Source organism: Pseudoalteromonas sp. XMcav1-K, assembly GCF_044005875.1.
GTDB classification, from domain to species: Bacteria; Pseudomonadota; Gammaproteobacteria; order Enterobacterales; family Alteromonadaceae; genus Pseudoalteromonas; species Pseudoalteromonas spongiae.
Genome location: NZ_JBIPJE010000041.1, coordinates 151,363 through 178,160 on the forward strand (window position 1 = coordinate 151,363; position 26,798 = coordinate 178,160).

General features: G+C 42.0%; 16 protein-coding genes, 2 tRNA genes and 1 other RNA gene. 4 read left to right on the plus strand and 15 right to left on the minus strand.

Features of this window, described 5'->3' with window-relative positions; translation table 11 throughout:
- Positions 1 to 92 precede the first annotated feature (92 nt).
- Positions 93 to 881 carry an RMD1 family protein gene (locus ACHSBP_RS10110; RefSeq protein WP_395388767.1) on the minus strand — a complete coding sequence of 263 codons (789 nt, stop codon included), beginning with the start codon at positions 879 to 881 and terminating at the stop codon, positions 93 to 95.
- A 221-nt stretch (positions 882 to 1,102) separates the two neighbouring features.
- Between ACHSBP_RS10110 and speA the strand changes: the two genes are divergently transcribed.
- Positions 1,103 to 3,016, plus strand: coding sequence for a biosynthetic arginine decarboxylase (gene speA / locus ACHSBP_RS10115; protein WP_395388768.1), 1,914 nt, complete (start codon positions 1,103 to 1,105; stop codon positions 3,014 to 3,016).
- A gap of 3 nt (positions 3,017 to 3,019) precedes the next feature.
- A complete protein-coding gene (speB, locus tag ACHSBP_RS10120) occupies positions 3,020 to 3,949 on the plus strand; it encodes an agmatinase (protein ID WP_395388769.1) in 930 nt (309 codons plus the stop codon).
- A 94-nt stretch (positions 3,950 to 4,043) separates the two neighbouring features.
- Here the strand turns inward: speB and ACHSBP_RS10125 are convergent, their stop codons facing one another.
- From ACHSBP_RS10125 to ACHSBP_RS10160, 8 genes are all read right to left on the minus strand, one after another.
- The gene (locus tag ACHSBP_RS10125) at positions 4,044 to 4,427 is read right to left on the minus strand and encodes a DUF1842 domain-containing protein (protein WP_100913786.1); all 384 of its coding nucleotides are present in this window, start codon (positions 4,425 to 4,427) and stop codon (positions 4,044 to 4,046) included.
- A gap of 229 nt (positions 4,428 to 4,656) precedes the next feature.
- Positions 4,657 to 5,484, minus strand: a complete 828-nt coding sequence (locus ACHSBP_RS10130; protein ID WP_395388770.1) for a hypothetical protein — start codon at positions 5,482 to 5,484, stop codon at positions 4,657 to 4,659.
- Positions 5,485 to 5,560: 76 nt separating this feature from the next.
- On the minus strand, positions 5,561 to 5,791 hold the full coding sequence (locus ACHSBP_RS10135; protein WP_054980885.1) for a TIGR02647 family protein: 231 nt from the start codon (positions 5,789 to 5,791) through the stop codon (positions 5,561 to 5,563).
- A 121-nt stretch (positions 5,792 to 5,912) separates the two neighbouring features.
- Entirely contained in the window at positions 5,913 to 7,064 is a 1,152-nt protein-coding gene (zapE, locus tag ACHSBP_RS10140) for a cell division protein ZapE (protein ID WP_395388771.1), read from the minus strand.
- 21 nt (positions 7,065 to 7,085) lie between these two features.
- Complete coding sequence (locus ACHSBP_RS10145; protein WP_010559633.1) at positions 7,086 to 8,252, minus strand: FAD-dependent monooxygenase; 1,167 nt, start codon at positions 8,250 to 8,252, stop codon at positions 7,086 to 7,088.
- Positions 8,252 to 9,424 carry a 2-octaprenyl-6-methoxyphenyl hydroxylase gene (gene ubiH, locus ACHSBP_RS10150; protein WP_010559632.1) on the minus strand — a complete coding sequence of 391 codons (1,173 nt, stop codon included), beginning with the start codon at positions 9,422 to 9,424 and terminating at the stop codon, positions 8,252 to 8,254. Before ubiH ends, ACHSBP_RS10145 begins: the two co-directional genes overlap by 1 nt.
- 16 nt (positions 9,425 to 9,440) lie before the next feature.
- Positions 9,441 to 10,760: a Xaa-Pro aminopeptidase gene (gene pepP / locus ACHSBP_RS10155; RefSeq protein ID WP_010559631.1), complete on the minus strand. Its 1,320-nt coding sequence runs from the start codon at positions 10,758 to 10,760 to the stop codon at positions 9,441 to 9,443.
- Between the two features lie 15 nt (positions 10,761 to 10,775).
- Entirely contained in the window at positions 10,776 to 11,336 is a 561-nt protein-coding gene (locus tag ACHSBP_RS10160; RefSeq protein ID WP_010559630.1) for a UPF0149 family protein, read from the minus strand.
- A 176-nt stretch (positions 11,337 to 11,512) separates the two neighbouring features.
- Here ACHSBP_RS10160 and ssrS point away from each other — a divergent pair.
- A non-coding RNA gene (ssrS, locus tag ACHSBP_RS10165) (6S RNA) lies at positions 11,513 to 11,695 on the plus strand.
- Between the two features lie 144 nt (positions 11,696 to 11,839).
- The gene (locus tag ACHSBP_RS10170; RefSeq protein ID WP_395388772.1) at positions 11,840 to 16,762 is read left to right on the plus strand and encodes an ImpA family metalloprotease; all 4,923 of its coding nucleotides are present in this window, start codon (positions 11,840 to 11,842) and stop codon (positions 16,760 to 16,762) included.
- Between the two features lie 107 nt (positions 16,763 to 16,869).
- Here the strand turns inward: ACHSBP_RS10170 and ACHSBP_RS10175 are convergent, their stop codons facing one another.
- The 6 genes from ACHSBP_RS10175 to ACHSBP_RS10200 all read right to left on the minus strand — a co-directional run bounded on the left by ACHSBP_RS10175 (position 16,870) and on the right by ACHSBP_RS10200 (position 26,759).
- The gene (locus ACHSBP_RS10175; protein WP_010559628.1) at positions 16,870 to 19,605 is read right to left on the minus strand and encodes a TonB-dependent siderophore receptor; all 2,736 of its coding nucleotides are present in this window, start codon (positions 19,603 to 19,605) and stop codon (positions 16,870 to 16,872) included.
- A 438-nt stretch (positions 19,606 to 20,043) separates the two neighbouring features.
- Positions 20,044 to 23,157, minus strand: coding sequence for an efflux RND transporter permease subunit (locus tag ACHSBP_RS10180; RefSeq protein ID WP_395388773.1), 3,114 nt, complete (start codon positions 23,155 to 23,157; stop codon positions 20,044 to 20,046).
- The gene (locus tag ACHSBP_RS10185) at positions 23,154 to 24,458 is read right to left on the minus strand and encodes an efflux RND transporter periplasmic adaptor subunit (protein WP_395388774.1); all 1,305 of its coding nucleotides are present in this window, start codon (positions 24,456 to 24,458) and stop codon (positions 23,154 to 23,156) included. Before ACHSBP_RS10185 ends, ACHSBP_RS10180 begins: the two co-directional genes overlap by 4 nt.
- Positions 24,448 to 25,863, minus strand: coding sequence for an efflux transporter outer membrane subunit (locus ACHSBP_RS10190; RefSeq protein WP_395388775.1), 1,416 nt, complete (start codon positions 25,861 to 25,863; stop codon positions 24,448 to 24,450). Before ACHSBP_RS10190 ends, ACHSBP_RS10185 begins: the two co-directional genes overlap by 11 nt.
- Positions 25,864 to 26,479: 616 nt before the next feature.
- Positions 26,480 to 26,555 (minus strand) — tRNA-Phe (locus ACHSBP_RS10195).
- 128 nt (positions 26,556 to 26,683) lie between these two features.
- Positions 26,684 to 26,759 (minus strand) — tRNA-Thr (locus tag ACHSBP_RS10200).
- Positions 26,760 to 26,798: the final 39 nt, after the last annotated feature.

The following is a 26,798-nucleotide window of genomic DNA, read 5'->3' on the forward strand; positions in this document are numbered from 1 at the left end:
CATTTGAGTATTTAATTTAGAGGCTAAAACATGTAAAAAAAAGCCTGTGCGATACACAGGCTTTTTGTTGCTTTTAAAATTTAAGCACAGGCTTAAAAGAAATAAATCGCGATATCTACAGCAATTAAAATAATAATCACCCACTCTAAAAACGCAGAATGCTTGTGGTTTTGCTCGGTACTTAGCATGTCGACCAAGTTGTGAATGGTGTCGAGCTTCTTTTGCAAAATATGTATACGTGGCAATAAGTCTAAATATTTGCTTAGCTGCTGATAAACCCCTTCTAAATTTGGGTTATCCCAAAAGAACTCGGGGGTATCGAGCAAGTTAAAGTGCAAATTAATATCGGTGCTGGTTTTAAACAAGGTACCACGTAACTTTGCTAATTCTTTTCGGGTTAAAGGCACCTTGCCAGTTTGCGCAAGCTGCTGAGATAAATATGCATTTTCGCTAATTACCGCTTGAGCTTGCTCTTCAAAAAACTCAAGCTTCGCCGACTGCGCTAGCGCATGACTAAGCGCCAACTTAGTCATATCATCTGAGTTTTCTAAAAATAGGCAGTCATTTTTAATATAAAACTCACTGCATTCGCCTTCACAGTATATGTAATGATCAATACTTGGGCGTTTTAGCGGTGCAATAATTACATCATCTAACTGTTGTATTAACTGCTCAAGCTCGAAAGGTGTAAAATCCCAACACACCAAAACCGCATAATCAAATAACCAAGCTTGTTTTGTTTCAAGCCTAATACCATAGACATCGCGAATTTTGATTACATTTGACTGTGCTAAAAAATTTTCATCCACTTTTAGTGTATCAAGCGAATGTCCTAAAAAGCTTATCGTTAGCCGATGTTCGTTGTGCGCTAGTTCACGCATGTAGTCGCTCCGAGTAAAACCAGTTAACCGCAATTCTGGGTCACCAATTTGCTTTTGGTTTATAGCCTGTAACTCGTTAAAAATAAATTATTTTAATGCGCTTTTTCACAACATAATAATTGTCGATACGACAAAAATTTTGTGTTGGACTTCACCCCCCTATTCCATTTAAATGCGCGCACTTTTTGGTCTTATGACCGATTTATTTTTTAAGGGTAGAAATGAAAGAAACCACTGCAATTGAACATGTTCGTGCAAGCTACAATGTACCTCATTGGAGCCAAGGTTATTATGGCATTAATGATCAAGGCGAAATTACTGTGTCACCAAATATGGCGAAGCCAATGCATGCAGTAAGTTTGTCTAAAATTGCCGAACAAATTCAACAGCAAGGGTTATCGTTACCAGCACTTGTGCGATTTCCGCAGATTTTACACCACCGTGTACATAGCTTATGTAATGCGTTTAACGCAGCTATTGAAAGCTATGATTACAGCAACAACTACTTGCTGGTTTATCCAATTAAAGTAAACCAACAACGCGAAGTGGTGGAAGAAATTTTAGCAAGCCAAGCTAGCCAATCGGTAAAGCAATTAGGTTTAGAAGCTGGCAGTAAAGCTGAGCTACTCGCAGTACTTGCGATGGCACAAAAAGTCAGCTCTGTGATTGTGTGTAACGGTTATAAAGACCGTGAATACATTCGCTTAGCACTTATCGGCGAAAAGCTTGGTCACAAAGTTAATATTGTGCTTGAGAAACGTTCTGAACTTGAAATGGTGCTTGAAGAAGCACACAAACTTGGCGTAAGCCCACGCTTAGGTGTGCGCGTACGTCTAGCATCGCAAGGTAAAGGCAAGTGGCAAGCAAGCGGTGGTGAAAAATCAAAGTTTGGTTTATCTGCATCACAAGTATTAAGCGTATTAGCTGAACTTAAATCGCACAAAATGGAAAGCGCACTACAACTTGTTCACTTTCACTTAGGTTCACAAATGGCGAACATTCGCGATGTGCGCACAGGTGTCAGTGAAGCAGCACGTTTTTACTGTGAATTGCGCCGTTTAGGTGCAAATTTAGTCTGTATGGATGTAGGTGGTGGTTTAGCCATTGATTACGACGGCACGCGCAGCCAATCGAGCAATTCTATGAATTACTCACTTGCTGAATATGCAAATAACATTGTCTACACCATTGGCGACATGTGTAAACAGTATGAGCAACCAATGCCGATGATTATTTCAGAGTCAGGCCGCGCGTTAACAGCGCATCACGCGGTACTTATTACCAATGTGATTGGCACTGAATCGTATCAGGTTGAAGAATTGCCAGCGCTTGAAAGCGATGCACCACTACTTTTACAAAACATGTGGCGTTCGTGGTTACAACTTAATAACCGTGTTGATGACCGAGCACTGATTGAGATTTATCACGATTGCATAAGTGATTTAGCGGAAGTACATAGTCAGTTTGCAATGGGGCTTTTAAGCCTTGAGCAACGCGCATGGGCAGAACAAATGACACTGCGCATTAACTACGAGCTACAGCAGTTGATGGATGGAAAAAACCGTTTTCATCGGCCAATTATGGACGAGTTAAACGAGCGATTAGCAGATAAATTCTTTGTTAATTTTTCGCTATTTCAATCGCTGCCAGATGCATGGGGTATTGATCAAGTGTTTCCAGTGTTACCGCTTTCTGGCTTACAAACTATGCCAGATCGCCGTGCAGTGCTACTTGATATTACCTGTGACTCAGATGGCACAATCGACCAGTACGTAGATGGCCAAGGTATTGAAACCACCTTGCCAGTGCCAAATTGGCAAGCCGATTCACCTTACTTGTTAGGCTTTTTCTTAGTGGGCGCTTATCAAGAAATCTTAGGTGATATGCACAACCTATTTGGTGACACTCACAGTGTGGTAGTCAATGTAAATGAAGATGGCAACAGCGAAATTGTTGAAATTAACGAAGGCGACAGCGTAGAAGATATGCTGCGTTATGTGCACTTAGATGCAGAAGAATTCAGACTCGCATTTGCTCAATTAGCGAATAGTAAATTACCTGAGCACGAGCGCAGCGAAGTACTTGCTGAGCTAGATGCAGGTTTAAAAGGCTACACCTACTTGGAAGATATTTAACCTATGGTTAAAGTTTTTGAAAAACACAACGGCATGCTTTTTGGCAACGGCGCAACTTTTATGCGCCAGCCATTAGTTAACGACCCAACATCAAGTGATGCTGATGTGGTTGTACTTGGCTTGCCATTTGATATGGCAACTTCTGGTCGCTCTGGTGCCCGCATGGGCCCAGATGCGATGCGCCACGCATCTGTTAATCTTGCATGGGAAGAAACCCGTTACCCTTGGCCATTTACACTAAACGACCACTGTACTGTAATTGATGCAGGCGACTTGGTGTTTGCACCGGGCGATAGCGAAGGCTTTACACAACAAGTAGAAGATGCAGCAATACAACTTTTAGAGCAAGGTAAAAGCCTTTTAAGTTTTGGTGGCGATCACTTTGTTACTTTGCCGCTGTTGCGCGCCCATGCAAAACGTTTTGGCAAAATGGCGTTAGTTCACTTTGATGCGCACACCGATACCTATGCTAATGGCAGTCAGTATGATCATGGCACTATGTTTTACCATGCGCCAAACGAGGGACTCATCGACAAAAACAGTTCGGTGCAAGTGGGTATTCGCACTAATTACACCCAAGCTGAGCATGGCTTTAAAGTGATTGATGGCGCTGAAAGTAATGCACTATCGGCACACACGATTGCCGAGATGATTAAACACTCAGTGGGTGAACTACCTGTCTATCTAACATTTGATATTGACGCGCTTGACCCTGCGTTTGCACCAGGTACGGGCACACCAGTATGTGGTGGCTTAACCACCGACAAAGCGCTCAATATTCTTCGCGAATTAAAAGGGCTGAATATTGTAGGAATGGATGTGGTAGAAGTTGCTCCCGCTTACGATAACAGCGAAATCACCGCACTTGCAGGCGCCACCATTGCGCTCGAAATGCTGCATCTGTGGACATATAAACATAAGCTTGGCAATTAACCTCGTTTATATTTTGGCACCCAACAAAAAGCCTGTGTTTTCACAGGCTTTTTTTAGGGGGCGCGTTTATTTTTTACAGGGGTTTCAAGCCCTATTAATCAATCATAGATACCTGACATGCATAGGTATTATCACCTACAGAGAAACTGCCTGTACCGCTCCAGTTATTATCAACAGAGAGCGATGCGGTAAAATTAGTTTGATAACTGCCAATCGCAGGTGGTGGGAATGATACAACAGCGTTACCGGTTAATGCCGCCACTTTTGTACTTGTGCCTAAGCCTGTTGCATGCAAATGCCCTGAACCACTTCCTGTAAAGCTTGGCGAATGCTGCGTGCCTTCTAAAATATGTCCTTCTGCTGCACCGTTAATTGTACCTGTGCTTGGATTAACGGCTAGCTGTAACACCATAGATCCAGCACCTAGTGCTTCGGGTTTAAATTGCAGTTTTACCAAATATAAACTTGAATCAGCCATGTTAAGTTCCTCTTTAATGAATTGGCTAAGCAACCTGAATTCAGGTTAAGCAATGTTTGATTGAACAGTTATCAACCATCAAAAAGGCTAGTTTACGTAGCTATATTTGGTTATCACATCTTATAACATGCCAAAAAGAAAGGATTTGAAAAAAAAATAACCCAACTAAGTCAAACACTTAGTTAGGTAAAGATTAATTCAAGATTGTCAAAAGGTAGTATAACTGTATTTAGTGTTCTCCATCACCGTTAAAATTCTGCGAGGATGATTTTGGCGCTTTATTTTTTTGTGCTCGTAGCAGTGTATTATCGCTTACCAGTGCATCGATTTTTACTTGATATTGTTTGTTAATTGCGGCCATTTCTTGTGCCAGCGATTGCTGCAGTTTGGCGCCAGCTATATTGCTTTTGGCTTGCCCAGATTGATTTTTTAACGCTGCTAATTCGTCATTCATTTCACGCTGTAAACGCTTTATTTGCGCATTATTATTCGCTATTTTTCGCTCTACCGCGCGCTGTTCAACATAACTGCCAATGCGATTTAATTCTTGCTCGTGTGAGTTACCGCTAAAACCGCTACTTTGACTACTGTTATTAAGCTTATTTAGTTCTTTTTGCAAACGTTCCAAATTACCTTGCTCTAACTCAATAGACGATTTGTAACGTTCTGTAATGGCATTCATTTCAAGTGCTAACGCTTCTGAACGAGTGGCACCATAAAGGTTATTTGCAGTACGCACTGTCATGTTTTTAACCTCGTTTATCTCGGCATCCATGTCTTTTTGTAGCTTTTTAATACGCGCTTTCACTTTATCTATCTCGCGCTTTAACTGACGAGATTTAACATAGTTATCGGTCGAATCGGTATTTTGCTTCACTCCCGACTGCGGGCGCTTTTTGATTACTTGTGGACTGACTTCGATTTTCTCGTATTTATCACTGCATGGGGTATCGCTAAACGTTAGTACACCATCAATTTCGCACTTATAAATTGCACTATAAGACGCAAAACTACTCAATAAACAAATAGATAAAAGGGGAAATTTAAGATTAAACATAACAGTCCTTATTTAACGTAGCCTGTCTAGATTACACCAATCTAGACAGGTTTTGGACTGTTTATTTTGCGCGGTATTATTTTAGTGCGTTGGTTAAATGTAATGCGTGTTGTTGCAGTTCATGCCCTAACTCGGTTAGATAGCCACCATCTACTTGATCAATAATGCCACGATCAAATAAACGTTTTGCCGAGGCCTGCATACTTTCTGGCGCATCATGATGAATTTTAAGACCTTGCATCGCACTCGCTGTAGGAAATTTTAAAAGTAATTCTAAATCGGTGATTTGTTCTGTCGCTAGGCTCATTGTGTTTCCTTTTTTATTATTGGTTCCGTTACACAGTATAGATAAGCTTTTTAAAATTGCTTGATCTTGCTCATGTAAAACACTGAATTTTCAATAATACTTTGTTTCCACAGTATTTTGTTTAGGGTTTGTACTGAAAACGCGCAAGCTGCATTTCATTCAAACGACTTAGTGTACGCCTAAATGAAAACGCCAAAATGCCTTGCGTATATAGTTCATCTAAAGGCACATCGGCATTAATGTAAAGTGGAATTGAACGGTCATAGCACTCATCAACTAAGCCGATAAAGCGGCGCACGCCATCGTCTTTTCGCGACAGCATTGGCAATTCACGATCGCCAGCAGCAACGCGCACCGCACCATCTTCAGTGCCCCGCGCTATTTGCTTTGTAACCGACTGACATGAAAGTTGCGGTACCTTGTCTAAAAATATGGCCTTAAACGAATCACACAAAACAATAAAATCGACCGCAGCTAATGGTTGCTCGCATAACGCACTGTAATCACACAAAAGCAATTGCTCGCAGCGCTTATGTATTGGAATTTGTAGATGACCTAACTCAAACGGTGTGGTTATCATTTGCTGCTGGTCCAGTGCTAAAAACGTATTGGTAAAACTCGTTTCTAATGCGCTTGCTTGATTGACCCAATAGCGACAAAATTGTTCACCTGGGTGTAAGCGATGATCTTGCCCACCATCAACACTTAACACCTGCATATGTTGTTTTAACGCATTAATGGCAGGAAGCAGCCTTTCACGATTAAAACCATTTTCGTAAAGCGCATTAGGGTGCTGATTAGAGGTGGCCACCAGCACTAAACCTTGGTCAAAAAACGCCTGTACCAAACCACTTAATAAAATTGCATCGCCAATATCGCTAACGAAAAACTCATCAAAACACAGTACATCAACTTCACTTGCCAGTTCGCTTGCAAGCAAATTAAGCGGGTTTTCACGACCTGTTAATTGAAATAAGCGTTGATGTACCCAGCGCATAAAGTGATGAAAATGTTGACGCTTTGCAGGCACAGTTAATGCGTTGAAAAAGCTGTCCATCAACCAGGTTTTACCACGGCCTACAGGGCCGTATAAATAAACGCCTGTTACGGCTTTTCGCTTATTTTCCAAAGCTAAATAACAATCTTGCAGCGCAGCGACAGCAACCGCTTGCGCCGCATCATGTTTAAAACCATTAGCTAACGCGTTATTGTATGTATCGAGAGGTCCGATGGCTGTTTGAGAGATAGACATAAGTGCAAAGATTTGGCGCATTATGCGCCAAACTAGGAGACGTTATTGCAGTGCTTTTTCAGCAAACAAGTGCTTTATTGGTTTAGCGGCATCAACCACATTTAAACCAATGCCACGGATCAGCTTTTTAACTGGGTTGCTGCCTTCAAACAGCTCTTTTAAACCTTGCATCATTGCAATATGCGTTTGTGCATCGGCTTTTCGTGCCATTTCGTATTGACGCAATAGTTTGCCACTGGCAAATACACTACTTTGTTCATCTGCAACTAACTGTAGTAATTTTGCTACATCTTTTAAGCCCAAATTCATGCCAAGGCCAGCTAGCGGGTGAATGGTATGCGCCGCATCCCCCATTAAAATCACGCGATTTTCGACCCACTTTCTTGCATAGCGCATTTTAAGTGGGAAACTCAGTCGTTGGCTATTTACACGACATAAACCTAGTTCACTATCAAATGCAGCAGTAAGTGCTTTATTAAATTCGCCCTCTTCCATTGCCAATAGTTGTTTGGCATGTTCCGGCGAAGTAGACCACACAATTGAGTGGGTATTTTGCTCAGGTAATGGCAAGAATGCGAGCGGGCCTGTAGGTAAAAACACTTGGCGCGCTGTATTTACGTGTGGAACTTGGCTTTTAACGGTTGCCACTATTGCGTGATGGTCATAATCCCAAAACGTAATTGGCATTTTAAATTGGCTGCGAATTGCTGAATTTGCGCCATCGCACGCAATTAATAGCTCTGCCATAACCGGCTCACCAGAAGCAAGGGTAACCAATACTTGTTCATCGGTTTGATGAATGCTGCTATACGGTGTTTCGAACAAAATTTCTAAATTGTCGTTTTTTTCACATTGAGCAATCAGCGCCTGACGGATCACTTCGTTTTCGACAATATGACCAAGCTCAGATAAATCGAGTTCGTTACTGGCAAAGTGAATGCGACCAATTGAATCTTTATCACGTACATCCATATTGGTGTAAGCAGCTAAGCGCTGGGCTTGAATGCCCTGCCAGATCCCTAGTTTTTCAAAAAGTGCTTGGCTTGCTTTACTAATCGCGCTGACTCGTAAAGCAAACTCCTCGCTATCTACCTGAGCTGGCTTGCCTGCATCAATCAATAACACCTTTTTACCAAGATTAGCTAAGCCTAGCGCTACGCTTAACCCAATGCAGCCACCACCAACAACAATTGCTTGAACCTGTTTCACTAACCTACATTCCCCATCAGTTGTTTTGCTAGTGGCGCTTTTACACGTTTACACTTGGCCATAGCGGTTAAAACAAGACTGCGCGTTAATGCAAACGCACGGTTATCATTAGAAAATCCTCTAACGAGAGCATCAGTTAACCACAACACAGTGTCAACATCTTGATTTCGCTCAACTTGGTATCGATTAAGCAAACTTACATCGCCAATATCTTGTTTTGCTGCAAGTGCGTCAGTCACGAGCTTTTCAAGTAATATCACATCGCGCAAACCAAGGTTAAAGCCTTGACCGGCAATAGGGTGAACAAGATGAGCAGCATTGCCTAAAATCGCAACACGATGATGCATTAAACGCTCCGGCTTACCCACTTTAAGAGGATACGCTGCACGCATACCCACTTTGGTGAAAAGTCCCGCTCGATAGCCAAATGATGTCTGTAATTGTGCTATAAATTCGTCGTCTGGCAGTGCTAATAAAGTCTCTTGCTGTTCAGGTTTAACACACCACACCAATGAAAAACGATTTTTCGTCATTGGTAATAGTGCCATTGGGCCTGTTTCTGTAAAACGTTCAAATGCTTTATTGTGGTGACCGTCTGCCACCTCAATATTGGCGATCAGTGCCACTTGATCATAATCAAGGGTTTCGGTTTGAATGTGCAATGGCGCCAATGTTTTAGAATGCGCGCCATCTGCCACCAGCATCAATTTGGCGGTAATCTCAGCGCCTGATTCAAGCGTGAGGTCAACTCTGCTCACGTGCTGTTGGTAAGTACTCACCTTATCTGGGCAGTACAATTCTATACCTTGTGATGCCATCTTTTTATGTAATTGTTGGCCCCATGGTCTTACCTCAACCACATAACCAAGCGCTGGTACTTGATATTCTGCGCTCGATATTTGGGTTTTACCAAAATGGCCGCGATCAGATACTAATACATCGTTTATTGCCGCAGTAAAGTCATTATTGGCATCTAACAAATTAAGTGCCGATAAATATTTAAATGACTCACTTGCCAATGCAATACTGCGGTCGTCAAAGCTTGGTTGACTTTCATCAGTTGCAACAAACGCTTCTATCACGGCGATAGTTAACTTTGGGTTGCGCAACTTTAAGCTAAGGGCTGCGCACGCACCAGTTAAACCACCGCCTACAATTACAATATCGAACATAGCTTTATACCTGAGATTACTGAGCCATTATTGCTTCAATTTCGTCAATTTCTTTTGGCACACTTGCAGTAAGATTTTGATGACCTTGTTCTGTAACGACCACATCATCTTCAATGCGAATACCAATACCGCGGTACTTCTCTGGTGCGTCGCTATCGTTAGCAATATATAACCCCGGTTCAATCGTCAGTACCATGCCTGGCGCAAATGGACGGTCTTGATCGTCTAATTTATATTCACCAACATCGTGTACATCTAACCCTAACCAATGGCCTAAGCCATGCATGTAGTAATCTTTGTATTTTTCGTTTGCAATCAGGCTGTCGATATCGCCGTTTAAAATACCTAAATCAACTAATCCTTGCGTTAAAATACGCACCACAACATCAGCAGTTTGTTTTAGGGTATTGCCTGGTTTTACCATTTCAAGTGCCGCTAGCTGCGCTTTTAAGACTAAGTCATATACTTCACGCTGCGCGTCACTATACTTGCCATTTACTGGGAAGGTACGGGTAATATCTGCTGCATAGCCATTTAGCTCACAACCAGAATCAATCAGCACTAAATCGCCATCATTGAGTACATCGCTGTTTTCGGTGTAGTGTAAAATATTAGCGTTATCGCCGCCGCCAACAATAGTGCCATACGCTGGGTGGCGCGCACCATTCATTGCATAATGGTGATGAAGTTCAGCTTCTAATTGATATTCGGTCGCTCCGGCTTTAGCAAATTGCATTGCACGAATATGGCCTTGTGCACTGATTTCCCCTGCTTTAGCCATAATTGCAAGCTCAGCATCTGATTTAAACAGACGCATTTCATGCAAAGTGCTGCGAATATCACTAATCACCGTTGGTGCTTTCCAGCCACGCTTTGGCGCACCGCGTAATGTGCTTAACAGCGACCATACTTTGTCATCGAATTCTTTGTAAGTGCCTTGTGCGTAATAAAGTGTTTGTTTACCAGACACTAAATCAATCAAGCTGTCGTCAAGTTCTGCTAATGTGAATGCATTATCAAAACCGTAGTCTTGTTTTGCTTTTTCAGCACCGATACGACGGCCACACCAAATCTCTGCTAATTTATCTTTCTCGCGACAAAATAAGTGCGACTCTGCCGTTTCGCCTTTTACCAGTACGAGCACTGCGTCAGGCTCTGGAAATTGCGTTAAATAGAAAAAATCACTGTCTTGGCGAAACGCAAATTCAGTATCACGACTACGGGTTATTTCAACAGCGGCAGGAATAATCGCAACTGAGTTATCTGCCATTGCATCAAGTAATTTACTGCGACGCGCATTTACTTCTTCAACTGAAATTGAAAGTGGGTGTGTCATATTACTTCCTACGGCTTAGTGAATGGTGGTGTTAACCGCGGCGTTTTGCTGTTCAATTTTACCGAGTTCAGCAAAACATAAATGTACCGAAATACGCACATATTCAACTACTTCGTGAAACGCTTGTTTATCTTCTTCGCTTTCATCAAAGGTTGTATCCATTTGGTTAATCTCGGTAAAGTCGTGAATAACTTCTTTTACCTCTGCGGATAACTTGCCGTAGTCTTTTTGTTTTAAGCCAAAACCCAGTAGAAAACCTGACACCCATGATACTAAAGCGTTTGCTCTGTCATGTAGCGATTCATCTTCGTCTGGCAGGTACAACTCAAATTGCAGTTCTCGATTGTCTAGCGTGCTGCGAATTTGGCTATAAAAGCCCACTAATAACTTTTTCAGATCGCCAGAAAATGCAATGCCGTCATTAAACACATCGCTTAAAATTGTTAGGTATTCTTTATCTTCAATATCAATGCCGCAAGCAAGTAAGCCGGTAATAACGCCGTGTACTTCGCTTGGCATAATAAACAGTTCATTTTGTTCGAGAGTAACTTGAGTTGCTTGATAATCTTGTGACATAACGCGCTATTTGAGTTGCTGTAGTTCAATGATAATGCTAACACTGACGCCCTATTCACGCCATTGTTTTAGACAACAGTGTTGAAAACACACACAATTTGAATACTTTTGCTGCACTTGATCAAACAATCTTAGATTAGCACTAGTTATCTCGGCAATATTTCTTATAATAAAGGTGTTCCCTCGAGTGTTGGAGAAAGGTTACGTCCCTGAGCCGATAAACTTTTCTTAGGAACCCAGTTCAGATTGCTATTGCGCAAGCTCGGCATGTACCGAGAAGCCTACGGTAACTAACTGCGCTCCGCCTTGAGCCTTAGGGTTCAAGGGCTGACACCTGATACCGCACTTTTGGGAACACCTTCCTTGCTTTATGATTTCCCTTTCTACCTTAAGCTAACTTTTTGATTCATAGCTTAAAAAACCAACTTTTTGGTTATACCTCTGTTATTGCACAAATGTTAGAGTTAAAACTCAACTTAAATGCAAAATTAACAACAATAACAATGAAAAACATCAGTGCAATCTTTCTTGCTGTTGCATCTCTTACATTATCGGGCTGTGGTGGTGGCGATAGCAGCGAAGAGAATACGCAAATAGTACTCAACACTCCTCCTACATTAACTGGCGAGCCAGACAATGCCTTTGTTGGCAAAATGTTCGAGTTTAAACCAACTGTTACAGATAAAGACAACGACCTTGTTTCAATAAGTGCGAACAATTTGCCCAGTTGGTTGACGCTTTCTAATAACATACTCACAGGCACACCAACCGTGACGGATTTAGGAAGTACTACATTCGAATTGATTGCATCGGATGGCAAAGGCTCATCAACTTATACATACAGCCTTCAAGTCATTGACTCGCAAGAAACCAATACAGCGCCTGTTGTGTCAGGTCAGATCCCAAGTGCTTATGCTGGTAAAGCATTTAGTTTTACTCCTACCATTTACGATAAAGAAAACGACGTTCTTACCTTTACAATTGAAAATGCACCAACTTGGGCTGAGTTTGACCTGCAAACAGCTAGGTTAAGCGGCACGCCTAATTTGCAGGATGTTGGCACTCATCGAAATGTAGTACTCAATGTGCATGATGGTGTTAACCAAGTCGCTTTTAGTTTTGATATTAAAGTACAAAGCAACACAGGCTTGAATACGCCACCAAGTATCAAAGTCAGTGACCAAACAGCCATTGTTGATAGCGCGTTTTCTTATACGCCTATTATCAGCGATGCGCAAAATGATACGCTCGCTATGGCAATCAACAATGCACCGAGTTGGCTCAGCTTTGACAATGTTACCGGCGAAATAACAGGTACACCCGAAATAAGTGACTTAGGTGTCTATAAAGATATAAAAATCACAATTTCTGACGGTGAATACAGCGTGAGTGGTATGTTTGATATCACAGTATCAGATAATAGCGAGCCTAATACAGCGCCTGAAATTTCAGGCACGCCGCCAAACGCATATGAAAACAAAGCATATACATTTGTACTTTCTGTTACCGATAAAGAAAATGATACACTCTCATTTAAGGTTAATAACCTTCCAACATGGCTTTCGTTTGATGAGTCAAACACCACTTTTAGTGGCACCCCATCAGGCGACAATGTTGGACAACACAATAACATCAACCTAACTGTAAGTGACGGCAAGCTACAAAGCAAACTAACCTTTTCGATTACTGTATTAGCAACCGAACCTACTAATACTGCACCGGTGATTTCGGGCACACCGACTACTGCACAAGCTAATTATCCTTACTCGTTTATTCCAACCGCAAGTGATGCTGATGGTGACACTTTACGCTTTAGTGTAAGTAATCTACCAAGTTGGGCTGCGTTTAATACTATAACAGGTGAAATCTACGGAACGCCGCATGAACAAAGCGTTGGTACCTATAACGATATTGCAATTACCGTTAATGACGGCAAAGATACTGCAAGTTTGACGGTGAGCATTACCGTGGATGCTGCACCAATTACCAATAACCCACCTGAAATTTCAGGTACACCTACGAATGCACAAGCTAACTCTGCTTACTCGTTTATTCCAACCGCAAGTGATGCTGATGGTGACACTTTACGCTTTAGTGTAAGTAATCTGCCAAGTTGGGCTGCGTTTAATACTATTACGGGTGAAATTTACGGAACGCCGCATGAACAAAACGTTGGTACCTATAACAATATTGTAATTACCGTTAATGACGGCAAAGACACTGCGAGTATGACCGTGAGCATTACCGTTGATGCTGCGCCAATTACCAATAACCCACCTGAAATTTCAGGCTCGCCTTCGAATGCGGTAGTAAACACGGCTTACGAATTTATTCCAACCACGAAAGATAGCGATGGGGATAGTCTTAACTTTAGCGTGAAAAACTTACCAAATTGGCTAAGTTTTGATAATAAAACGGGTCGCCTATTTGGTACGCCAACTAAAGATAACGTGGCAACGTATTCTAATATTGCAATTAGCGTTTCTGACGGTAAGTCCGAAGCAACACTCACTATTGAGATAACCGTTGAAGCAATTAACAATCTGCCTGTACTGCTCACAACAACAGCTAAAACACGAGCGGATGAACCATTTAGCCAAGCGCTAAATGTTAAAGACGATGATAACGATACAATCACTATTACCCCAGTTAATTTGCCAACATGGCTTTCGTTTAATCAAAATACTAAGACGCTTACGGGCAGTGCGAGTGATGACAATGTTGGCTCACAGCAATTAACGTTTAGCTTATCTGACGGTAAAGAAAGTAATACTCAATCACTCAATTTAGAAGTTGAAAAGAGCTGGCTGACAATTGCCATTGAAACCGGTAATGCCTTAGTTGTTAAGGAAAGTGAAACCATCTTAAATGCTGCTATTAACGAGTTATCGTCACATCAGGCGCGTTTTAACACGATTAAATCACAATTGTTTAAACAAAATGAACAAGGTAGCGTGCTAACCGCGATTGATTGGGACCCAACGCATGACGCAGCCATTTTACAAGGCCAATACCCGTTTAACGATACTGTGCTTTACACCACCAACTCAAATCAATCTGGCGGGCCAGATAGAATATTACCTATCGCAATTGCCGGCAGTAAAACTGAAAACACAGGCAGATACCTCGCATATGGTGGCAACCCATTTAGAAACACGGTAAACGACCAAATGCTAACCTTTATGACCAATGCATTTGATTGGCTTACACAAACATCCACAGCCACTAAAAACCAATTTAATGTGGTGCTAACTCAGCTTGACGAAAGCTACTGGTTTAGAGACCGCAGTTTAACGCGCGCGTGGCTTGATAATAACTACAGTAATGTGTCTTACAACCAAGAAGGTGATTGCGATGGCACTAAACTAGCTCAGTGTATTGCTGCTAAGCCCGATGTAATTATTATTTCTCGTATGGTGCGTGATGGTGATGACAAACAAGCCGTTTTAGATGCGGTTAGCTCGGCACTTGAACAAGATATCCCTGTAATATACATCCAGTATGATGGTGGTATTGGCGATCATGGCCGTAAGTTATTACAACTGCTAAATATTAGCCATCAAAATGATAATTATTGGTGGAAGCTTTACTTGGATGACTTTAATTCAGGTACAGTATTTAATACCTTGCCAAGCGATATGGTGGCAATAAATACCCTGCTAAATAATTTTAAAGCGGGTAATTTTAATGTCGATTTATCAAATTGTGAAACGCGCAGCTGCCCTGCAGAATCAAATACTCAGAGCGAATTTTTTGCCGGTGCCGATGCCGTCAAAGCAATGTTTAACAGGTTTGATAGTGAAAAACGTAATATTTTTACAAGTGCTGACTATCGTTTAAATAAACTGCTGATTTTACTGGCTGATCATTATCGTCAAACGGTTAGTTTCCCGATGGATAAAACCGCGACGGACACTACCTCATTTTTTAAATCTTTGTATGCCGATTACGCGGTTTACAATGTACGAGATATCAACCCTATTCAGCCAGATATGGGTAACTTTAGTCGCTCTGATTTCAGTCACATTACCCCAGAGCATGCTTCAGTTACGCTAACGGCAAAACCATACTTTCGTTCTGCTGGGGTGTACGCTATTCCTGGGCAAAGCTTTACCGTGACACGCACCGACACCCAAGATGTTTCAACCCATGTATTTATTAATACGCTGCGTACCGGCGCAACGCATATATTTAATGAAAATAAATACAACCGACCTTATCTACTGCAAACGCAAAAAATTGAAGTAAAACCCAACGAATCAATTACCCTTACTTCAAGTTATGGTGGGCCAATTCAAATCGCATTTAATAAAAAAGATGTGGATGTGAGCTTTAGCTTTACCCACATTGGTCGTCACCCGCACTGGCGCAATAAAGCTGACGACGCCATTTTTGCAGAGCGTATGGCAAGCGGCGATTATGACTGGGCAGAAATTGCAACCCCCGGCTTTGAAGTGCATTCGAAACTGACTAAATTAGAAGCATCGCTAGCTGGTAGCATTTGGCCTGTGGCATCTGACTTTGCCAATGCAACATCACGCTATACTCATAACTTAGTGCATGTGCTTGCAGGTTTTAAAGGACCTGGCATTGATGTTGAACCAGAAATACACGACTTTGTAACCGCTCGTGGTTTGGACGTTGATACCATTGATATTGTTAAGCATATGAATGCCGACCAACCCACTTGTGGCTGGGGCTGTAGTGGTAACCCATATGATGCAGGCTGGAACTTTAGCCCAACGGGTCATGGTGACTTACACGAACTTGGCCATGGCATAGAACGTGGTAGCATGCGCTTTGAAGGCTATGGCGGTCACTCCAATACAAACTTTTATTCGTACTTTAGTAAATCAGTTTACGAAGATGAAACAGGTGAGTCTGCAAGCTGCCAAAGCCTACCGTTTAAAGAGCTATTTAATACGCTGCAGCAAAGTAAACTTGATGCCGACCCTGTCGCTTATATGCAAGCTAACTTAACGAAAAGCTGGTCTGAACATCATGCTATTTACATGCAGCTTATGATGGCCGCACAAGCACAAAACACGCTAAATAACGGCTGGTTTGTTTACCCACGTCTGCATATTTGGGAACGAGAATTTTATCGAGCTGATGATTCAGATAGCGCGTGGGAAAGTAAAAAAGTAGGCTTGGGCTTTGCCAATTACACCCGAGCGGAAGTTGCCAGTATTGCGCGCAACGATTGGCTGTATATTTCATTGAGCCACATTACGCAGTTTGATTTAACCAAGTGGTTTACCATGTACGGATTCACCGTATCAGATAAAGCGCAAACACAGGTAAAATCGAACGGTTTTAACGAACTAGCTGAAGTATTTTACACAAGTGACGGCACAGGTTATTGCTCGAATTTAAATCAACCTGAATTACCGGTTGATGGCACACAAACATGGCCTCATAACTAACCACTCCACCCTTTTACAGCAGCAACAACAAAAAAAGCCCAGTTATTAAACTGGGCTTTCGCTAACTAACTCCAGGGAAATTAAGAGAGTTAATAATTAGGTTGATGTTAGAAACGCTGTGTGTAGTTCAACGTAAATACACGACCACGCACATCATAAAGCGATAACACAGGTTCACGCGGTGAACTGGTTTCGCGTGGCGTATCTTCATCAAGTACATTTAACGCAGCAATTGACACAGTTGCATCCCACGGCGCGTTGTAGGTATACGTTAAGTTGTGACCAGTAAACGAATCCAGCTCATTGGTAACTTGCTTTTCACCGTTATCATCAACATACGCATTTTCTTGTGCAGAAATGTAGTATGAGTATAGGTTTACAGCGTGATCGCCAAGTGACCAAGTGATGTTAGCGTTGATTCGATCTTGTGGACGGTAAACATCACCAAGTTCGTCTTCACCAAGCTCTACACCACCTTCTTCATTAATAAAGCTGGTTTTATACGCCACCATGTGCGACCAATTTAGGTCAAAATCAAGTTCACCTGCAGCTTCAAAGTCAAACTTACCTGTCAGTGTCATATCAAGGCCAGCACTTTCGCGTAAACCAGCGTTTGCTAATGGGCTGATAATTTCAGAAACATTGTCACCACGGTAAAGAATATCAACACCCGGTAAACGCGCTGAAATTGGTACGTTTTGACCTTCAGTTTCCCAAATTTGAATTTGCATAATTTGCAGTAATTCGTGGTCAATCGTATCTACACGGCCTTCTACATCAAGCGTCCAGTAATCGGCTGAAAGTGACCAACCGTCTGAGAACTGCCAAACTACACCCAAGTTAGTGTTATCTGATTCTTCTGGCTCTAAGTCTGGGTTACCACCTGAACTTGCCCAGTAAGATGTACGATATTCACAATCGCCAATACTAATGCCATCTTGATAACAGCCAATAAAATCTACTTCGTTTTCAGCATAACCGCGCACTACATCGCTGTATAAATCGGTTAATAATGGTGCTTGGAAACCACTACCTATTGAAGCGCGAAGTAATAGACTATCGATTGGACGGTAACTAATATTTGCTTGAGGGTTAAATGTGCCACCAAAGTCGCTGTAATCATCATAACGAGCTGCTAGTTTCACTTCCATGCCTTCAATAACAGGAATAGCAACCTCAGTAAATGCTGCTGAAACAGTACGTGAACCAACACCACCGCTACCGCCGTTACCGCCACTTACGTTACCCGCTTCAGCCTGACCATCGATTTTGCTGTAGTAAGTTTCACGGGTATGTGATGCACCAACATAAGTTGACAGTGCACCTGCCGGTAATTCTACGATATCAAATTGTAAACCACCGCGAACGGCTGTTTGTGTTGCACGGCGGAACTTATCAAAGTTTGCTGATACTGATGCTGGTGGACGAGATTCAGGGTCACGCGGATCCCAACCTTGCCATACACCGTCGTCATCAAAACCACCTACTGAACCTGAAAGCTGTGGCGTACTTGTGTAATTTGTGCCCCAAGTAAATGCATCGTAACGTGCATAGTTCGCACTTAGGTCCCAGTAAACATCACCAAAGTTACCGTCAAAACCAACTGCTAAATCAAGCGAGTTGTCATTGTGATCTGCAGTACGGTCGCCCGCTGAATTCATACGGTAGCCGAACCAACCGCCCGCTTCCACCGGCGTTAAGTTAAGTGTTGTACCATCTGATGTGGTAATTGTGCGTGCTGGCAATGCGTCATCTACTGGGAACCATGCAGGGTCGCCGGCCGAAACATCGACTGTATTTTGGTTCATCCACATACCGCGAACAAACATGCTTGTATCTTCAGTTAATGAATAAGTGAAGTTAGCCATTACAGAGTCACGACGCGTTTCTGGTAAAACTTGTGCCGCTTGCGTCCAGTCGTAACCACAAATTGAGTAGCTTTCATCAGATAAACGCGTTAATGGACCGATAAATGTGCCAGAGCCTTGGCCGTTATATACATCACAGTTATTTTCTTGGTTCAGTGATTGTGTTACCCAACCGTTGCTCCATTGCTCTAATGCGCGACCTGTTGGACTAATACCATGCCAGTTATCAAGATAACGTGGATCTAACCCTTCTTCTTTAAGTTGCGCTTTCGCATAAGGTAAGTCAGCGTATAGAACTTGCTCTTCTTTATAGTGCTCCCAAGCAAATACAAACGATGTTTTATCTGACGAACCACCAGCTGTAAACGTATAACGCTGCGAATCGCCACTATCAATTGTATCTGGCGTTTCAAGTTTTGCTGAAAACTCAGCACCCTCATAATCGCGTTTTAAAATTACGTTGATTACACCCGCTACGGCATCTGAACCGTACACCGCCGACGCACCATCAGTTAGAATATCAATGCGCTGAATTGCCGCAGTTGGGATCATATTTAAGTTTGCAGAGCCGCCCGTAACTGGTGATTTAGTCAGTCTAACGCCATCGATTAAAACCAAAGTTTGACGAGGATCGGCACCACGCAGTGCAACTTGCGCTTGCGAGCTCCACCCATTGTTTGATGCGCCACCAAATGAGCCAAAACTGTTTAGTGTTGAGTTACGTAAAACATCACTTACTGTTGAAAAGCCCGATAATTCCATATCGGCCGCAGTAATTGAAATAACCGGTGACGCCCCTTCCATATCAACGCGTTTAATACGCGAACCAGTAATTGCAATACGTTCTACTTGTTCTGCTGCTGCATCTTCTTCGGCAGCCATAAGTGCTGGTGCACCAAGAAGAAGTGAAGAAATCGTGAAAGGTAGTAATGCCTTTTTAAAGCCCGTTTGAGAACCCCATTTATTTGTTTTCATTATTTTACTCGCCATTTATAAAAATAATTTACGTACGTGTTACTGATGTGAGAGTTCGTAACACGCGTTAATTTATATAAAATATATTGTATACTTTCTACATAAATTAATACTTTTTTACACTTTTGTATACAAAATATTAATAAGAGGTTTATTGATTTGACTGCAATAGTATTTTTAATACTTATTTATCAGTAAGATAGAAAAAGGCATGTGACTAAATGTAATCACGAAAAAGTTTTGATAAAAAGAATAAAAAAGGAGCCGAAGCTCCTTTTTATAAATGACGTTTTTGATTAGCGAACCTATTGCCTTAGGAACATCAACAGATTTAGTGCCAACCAAATATGCGCAAAGTTCTCAAATATAGCCATTCGAATGCGATAAATTTAAGTACACTCAGTACGCTATATTTAGGGCACTAGAGTAACTCGCGACTTAAGCTGTTTGCTGATTTGTCTCGGTTAGTTTTGCATATCCCGACTTTAACTTCTCAACAATTAAGTAATTTACTGGCACCAGAATTAGCGTAATTAACGTGGCAAAAATTATACCGAAGCCAAGTGATACGGCCATTGGAATTAAAAACTGCGCTTGAGTTTGCTGTTCAAACAATAACGGCATTAAGCCACAGAACGTGGTAATACTTGTAAGCATTACTGGTCTAAAGCGGGATACTCCTGCAGTTAACACGGCTTCCATAAGATCATGGCCATCATTTCGTCGTTTATTAATATAATCAACCAATACCAAGGAGTCGTTAACCACTACGCCAATTAACGCAAGCATACCGAGTAAACTCATAATGGTTAGTTCCATTGCCATTATCCAATGACCTAGCACCGCGCCAATCATGCCAAAAGGAATTACACTCATAACAATAAGCGGTTGAATATACGATTTAAAAGGTATCGCTAACAGCGCGTAAATGACAAAAAATACGAAAATCAGCGCCCATCCGAGGGAGCTAAACGACTCGCGCTGCTCTTTTGCTTCACCTTCCAGTGAATGACGCACACCAGGATACTTTGCAACTAAGCCATCTAAAAAGTCTTTTAGCTCTGCCTGCAACACGGTCATATTCGTATTGGCTTTTTCAATATCCGCGGTGATATTTACCGTACGGAAACGGTCAATACGATAAATACTCGATGGGCTTTTACCCGGAGTTAATGTTGCCACATGATTTAACGGTACTTGACCACCACTTGGCGTATCAATCAGCAATGCATTTAATGTAGTAAGTGAACTGCGCTCACTCAGTGGTAAACGCACCATGACGCGCACATCGTCTCTACCACGTTGAATACGCTGCACCTGAACACCGAAAAATGCATTTCGTACATGACGTGTTAGATCCGTACGGGTTAAACCCAGCGCCTTACCCTGTGCAGTAAGCTCCAATTGTAACTCTTGCTTACCATCACTTAAGCTATCTGCGATGTCAAAAACGGTAGGGTACGTTGCCAAATGCTTTTTAACTTGGTCGGCCACTTCCTGCAAAGTAGTCAGAGACATGCCCGTTAGTTGCACATCAATTGGATCGCTTGAACGACCAATTTCAGCTCTAAATGTTAGCGTTTCAGCACCTGGAATTTGCCCTATTAAACCGCGCCACTCGGATACCAATTCGCGCGAGCCAATATCAAGGGCGCGAGATTCTGGTGGCGTTATTTCAAAACGCACGCCACCGGTGTTTGTTGCACCACCACGCCCGCCCGTGGTAGCTAGTACATTTATAATAACACTCTCTCCGGTATCGGGATCGCGATACTTTTCTCGCAATACCTCTGCTTTATCAGCCATTAAGTCAATGTATTTTGCCGTCACGTTAAAAGGCGTACCTGTTGGTAAAGTGAGGTTTGCACGTACGGTTTCACTCGGAATTCGTGGAAAGAAAATAAACTTAGTCCAGCCGCTCATAATCAATGACAAGATAATAAAAAATATCGCCACAAATAAAGATAATGTGATGCCTTTATTACTCACTGCTTTATTTAGAAGAGGACGGTAGTATTTGAAAATTTTGCGTTCAAAGCCATCAGCAAAGTTCTGTTGAAACTGACTAAATTTGCTTACCTGCCCTTTTTCCTTACGCAACTTTAAGTACTTAAGGTGAGCCGGTAATACAAATTTAGATTCCACCAACGACATGAGCAGAACTGGGATCACAACAACCGGAATTTGTGCAAATAAAGCGCCACGAGCCCCATCAATAAATGCGAGTGGTAAAAACGCCGCTACTGTGGTTAAGATGCCAAACGTTACTGGCGTTGCAACTTCTTGCGTGCCTTTTATGGCCGCTTCCTCTCCTGACTCAGAGCCATTTAAGTGGGTATAAACGTTTTCTCCGGTAACAATGGCATCATCAACAACAATACCTAACACTAAGATAAAGCCAAACAGACTCATAATATTGAGTGTGATACCAAAAAGTGGCATGGCTAAAAACGCGCCCATAAATGACACAGGAATACCGATAAATACCCAAAACGCAATCGCGGGACGTAAAAATAAAGTCAATAAAGCAAGCACTAAAATGCCGCCTTGTAATGCATTTGAGGTTAATGTTGAAATACGATTTTTGACGATAACAGAGTCATCATCCCAGTAACTTAGCTCGTACCCTGCGGGTAATTTGCCTTGCTGACTTTGAATATACTCTTTTACTTTATCAGCCACATCAATCGCACTTTGGTCGCCAATGCGGTACACCTCAATAAACGCAGCTTGTTTACCATTAAAACGCGTGCGAACAGGTGACTCTTCAAAGCCATCTTGAATATTAGCCACATCAGATAAACGGATCAGTGAGCCATCTGGCAAGCTCTTTACAATAATACTTGCAAATTCATCTTTGTAATACGCTTGGCCTTTTGAGCGCAGTAAAATATCACCACCACTTGAGCGTAAATTACCCGCCGAAATATCGGCACTTGAACGGTCAATCGCATTGCTAATATCTGCAATGCTTAATTGATATTGACGCAGTTTATCTTGGCTTATTTCGACCGCAATTTCATAGTTACGAACACCGTCAAGCTCAAGCTGAGTTACGCCCGGAATACGCAATAAATCATCGCGAACCTGCTCTGCAAATTCACGGGTTTCTTTCTCTGAATAATTGCCTGAAACAGTCACGTTAATCACATCGCGTTTGCGCTGGGCAAGTGATACTACGGGTTTTTCGGCATCACTTGGAAAGGTATTTATTGCATCTACGCGACTTTTTATGTCGGCCAGCATATCGCGAGGGTCGTAACCAGTGTCGACTTCGATTGTGACTGACGCCGAACCTTCAGAGGAGCGACTGCGGATTTCTTTAATGCCTTCCAAATCCTGCACTGCTTCTTCTATGCGAATAGTGATACCTTGCTCTACATCTTCCGGTGTTGCCCCGCGCAATGACATGCTGACGCTAATGCGGTCGGTTTCAAACGACGGGAACACTTCAAGCGGTAATTGTGTTGTTAGCGAAAACAGGCCACCGATTAAAATGCTGATCATCAACAAGTTTGCGGCAACATGATTGCGTGTAAACCAGGCGATCATAGTGCTTTCTCCTGTTCACGCATGGCTTTACGTTCAGCTTTTAATTGCTCTACGGTAATTCCGCGCTGTTTTGCAATTTCTTTTAACTTAGTTACGCGTTGCTCTGAGTCGCGTTTTTTTGCTGGCGTTTCACCAATAACAGCAACACGTGTACCACTACTTACTTGACCAAGCGGTGTTACTACCAAGCGCTCATTCGCCATTAAACCGGTCGCGACCAAACTCTCACTTTCGCCCTGCCAAGCAAGAGAGATATCTTTTCTTAGTAATTGATTTTCTTTATCCAACACATAAACGTAGCTACCTTGATAAATCGCGTTATTTGGAATGACCAAGGCGTTTGGAATTTCACGACCTTTAATAGTAGCACTAACATATTGGCCAATTTTCACTGGATTTTGTCCCGATACCGGCGTTGAGTAAGGGTCTTCAATTTGAGCAACTACATAAAGCTGTTGTGACGCATCATTAATTGCCCCTTCCGTTCTCACTAAGGTGCCTTGCCATGTTTGCTCGCCAATTAAATCTGAATTAAACGTAACAAGGCTATTTTGATTTGTTTTTTCACCACTTTGATACACTTCTGGCAAATTTATAAAGGCTAAATCTTTATTATTAATCGGTAATCGAATTTCAACTTTATCGGTGGCAAAAATCTCGGCAAGTTGGGCATTGTTTGACACCACCTGACCAATATCAACATGCTTTTTAAGTACACGCCCAGAAAATGGCGCGACAATTTTTGTGCGCTCAAGTGCAAGCTGTGCTTTTTCAAGTTTTGCTTGTGCCGACAATACATTGGCCTGCTGCGCGGCTAATTGCGGTTTACGTAACACTAAATCACTGGGGGCATCGCCACTTCCTAAACGCTGCCAATCAGCCAGAGCTTGTTTTCCTCTTGCCTGCTCTTCAACTAACGCTTGCTTTGCCGATAATAAACTGGCCTCTGCAATTTTTACTTCAGCAAGATAGTCGCGCTTATCAATGCTGAGTAACATTTGACCCTTTTCAAAAAAGCCACCATCGCGCAAGCTATCGCTGATAAAGCTGATTTCGCCTGACACTTGTGCCACCAAAATACTTTGCGTGCGCGGTTTTACAATACCATAGCTTGCTACCTGTACTCGGTAATAACGCGGTTCAATAGTCTTTGCATCAACAATAAGCTGCGCTTGTTTAGCGCCACCAAAACGCTTGGCTGTGGGTGGATTTTTAAAAATAACACTGACGATAATGCCCGCCACAATCAAAATTAAAACTGGTATTACAAAACGTGGGAATCGTGTTTTATTAATTGGCATTAGCGCTTTCCTTTAATTCTGCGACGTTAAAATCGCCACCGAGTGCAACATGTAAGTCAACACGGTTTGCTATCAGTAAATTTTTTATCGTTATTAAGCTACTTTGTGCGTCAAAAGAACGCTTCTGCGCATCAAGTACCGTGGTATAACTCACCAAACCTTTCAAGTACTGTTCAAATGATAAGGTTTCAGCGAGCTTAGCGTTATTAGCAGCGAGTAAAGTTGATTCATACCTTTGCTGCAAATTACGCTCGGCTGAAATGCCATTTTCAACACTTTGGAATGCTAAATAGAGAGTATCTAAATAGCTAAGTTCTTGTTTATTTAGTTCAAGCAATGCTTTTTCTTCGTTAGCTTTTAAGCGGCCCGCATTAAATAATGGCGCAGTAAGTGACCCCGCCAACGACCACGCAACATTGCCTCCAGCCAGCAAATCACTAATATCATTGCTATCTGGCCCAATGCTGCCGGTCAGTTTTAAACTAGGGAAACGCTGTTTATGGGCATAGGCAAGCGCCGCATCTTTTGCCAGCAAACTGTACCAACTTGCAATAAGCGATGGCTTTCGAGTGATTAACTCTGACGGCATACCAAGTGGAATATCTGATGCTAATAGCGGAAGCTCAGCAGTCACCGAAAGTAAACCCGATGGGTAGTCACCTAGCAGCAACTCTAAATCCCTAATGCGCTCTACTTGCGTATTTTGCTGTGCAACTAAACGAGATTTTTCGTTGTTAAGTTCGTTACGTGTTAAGTACACATCCAGCGCGTCATTGAGTCCTTGGCGGTATCCCGACTCAATGATCTCTAAATTTTGTTGTGCAAGCACAAGCCGTTCATTTAGAAGTGCAACTTGGTTATTCGCCTCAATTACGGCAAACCAAGCTTTAACGACAGCAGCAACTAATGCTTGTTTTTGCGATAAGTAGTCGGCCTCTAGTGCCATCACATTTAAATTAGCATTTCGCTCTTTTGCCGATAGTTTTCCCCAAACATCCAATTCATAAGATAAACTTAGGTCTAACCCATTACCATTAGAGTAGCTGTCTGTGGTTGGATTATAGCGGCGATTACTTGCAAGCGATAAATCAAGTGTTGGCCATAAATCACTACCAGTCACGATGAGTTGTTGTTTCGAAACCGCAATATCTAACGCCTTTTGCTGCAAACTGCGGTTATTCGCAAGTGCTTTTTCAACCAACTCGAACGCTTGCGTATTTTGCAATTCGTTCAACCAATTATCTTTCACAGCCAAGTATTGGCTTTGCGCCTGCCATGCTTCGGGGGTATTTATGTTAGCCCGATAATCTGACGTTATTTTATTTGTTGTATTACAGCCAGCTAATGTTATCAGTAAACCTACAGCGAGATTTACTTTGAAAAGCGGCTTCAACCTGTTGCCCATGGTGTCTTCTCACTAGAGAATAAATATCTTCAATATCATAGTTTAATAATTGTCTAAGAAGTGTCTCAATAAACTTTACATAGACTTACATTCATTGCTAATACAGAAACACCTGCCAATAAGATCATTATGGCTAACCGTCAAAACTTAATCGAATACGAGACAAGCAAATAGAGAATTGAACTAGTCGCCAATAGATACAAGAGCTTAAAGTCATTTTAAAACAGCCGCTTACAAAGCGTATAAGTTAAAAGAAAAAATAAATAAAGGAACTTAGAATAAGTGGCTCTAGGTAATTGAGGCGGACAAAATTGTCAGGAACAATTTTGAACATGCGCAGCATGGCTCGGAAAATACAGGGAGGTATTTTCTCATCGAACTCATACCAATTTTATTAACTACTTTGTCATTCTAGCGAGTTAAACGCCTCATTAACTGCGTTAAAAATTCTTATGTAGAACAACTACATGTTAAATTTTCCGCCTTGTTTATGAACCGTTTCTCTGTCGCAATAAGTGACCTATCAATTAATGCAATTGGTATAATGAGATTTCGCAAAACACTAAATTTCAGACATAAAAAAACCCCGACCTAAAGGTCAGGGTTTCAGAATAAGTGGTGCCCAGAGGCGGAATCGAACCACCGACACGAGGATTTTCAATCCTCTGCTCTACCGACTGAGCTATCTGGGCATTTAAATTCAGTAAGTTAGAAAATCTTAAAAATGATTTTCAATACTATTCCAAATCGCTCTATTGACTGAGCTATCTGGGCTTAGCTATTTTAGTACTGCTAAAGTACACTCTTTCGAGTAAATAAATGGTGCCTGCTGCCGGAGTCGAACTGGCGACCTACTGATTACAAGTCAGTTGCTCTACCAACTGAGCTAAGCAGGCACACTAAAACTGGTCATCTTTAAAAGATGGTGCCCAGAG

Bases quoted from the DNA above. Each gene is read 5' to 3' on its own strand.
- ACHSBP_RS10110 (WP_395388767.1), bottom strand. From the start codon at position 881: ATGCGTGAACTAGCGCACAACGAACATCGGCTAACGATAAGCTTTTTA.
- speA (WP_395388768.1), top strand. From the start codon at position 1,103: ATGAAAGAAACCACTGCAATTGAACATGTTCGTGCAAGCTACAATGTA.
- speB (WP_395388769.1), top strand. From the start codon at position 3,020: ATGGTTAAAGTTTTTGAAAAACACAACGGCATGCTTTTTGGCAACGGC.
- ACHSBP_RS10125 (WP_100913786.1), bottom strand. From the start codon at position 4,427: ATGGCTGATTCAAGTTTATATTTGGTAAAACTGCAATTTAAACCCGAA.
- ACHSBP_RS10130 (WP_395388770.1), bottom strand. From the start codon at position 5,484: ATGTTTAATCTTAAATTTCCCCTTTTATCTATTTGTTTATTGAGTAGT.
- ACHSBP_RS10135 (WP_054980885.1), bottom strand. From the start codon at position 5,791: ATGAGCCTAGCGACAGAACAAATCACCGATTTAGAATTACTTTTAAAA.
- zapE (WP_395388771.1), bottom strand. From the start codon at position 7,064: ATGCGCCAAATCTTTGCACTTATGTCTATCTCTCAAACAGCCATCGGA.
- ubiH (WP_010559632.1), bottom strand. From the start codon at position 9,424: ATGTTCGATATTGTAATTGTAGGCGGTGGTTTAACTGGTGCGTGCGCA.
- pepP (WP_010559631.1), bottom strand. From the start codon at position 10,760: ATGACACACCCACTTTCAATTTCAGTTGAAGAAGTAAATGCGCGTCGC.
- ACHSBP_RS10160 (WP_010559630.1), bottom strand. From the start codon at position 11,336: ATGTCACAAGATTATCAAGCAACTCAAGTTACTCTCGAACAAAATGAA.
- ACHSBP_RS10170 (WP_395388772.1), top strand. From the start codon at position 11,840: ATGAAAAACATCAGTGCAATCTTTCTTGCTGTTGCATCTCTTACATTA.
- ACHSBP_RS10175 (WP_010559628.1), bottom strand. From the start codon at position 19,605: ATGAAAACAAATAAATGGGGTTCTCAAACGGGCTTTAAAAAGGCATTA.
- ACHSBP_RS10180 (WP_395388773.1), bottom strand. From the start codon at position 23,157: ATGATCGCCTGGTTTACACGCAATCATGTTGCCGCAAACTTGTTGATG.
- ACHSBP_RS10185 (WP_395388774.1), bottom strand. From the start codon at position 24,458: ATGCCAATTAATAAAACACGATTCCCACGTTTTGTAATACCAGTTTTA.
- ACHSBP_RS10190 (WP_395388775.1), bottom strand. From the start codon at position 25,863: ATGGGCAACAGGTTGAAGCCGCTTTTCAAAGTAAATCTCGCTGTAGGT.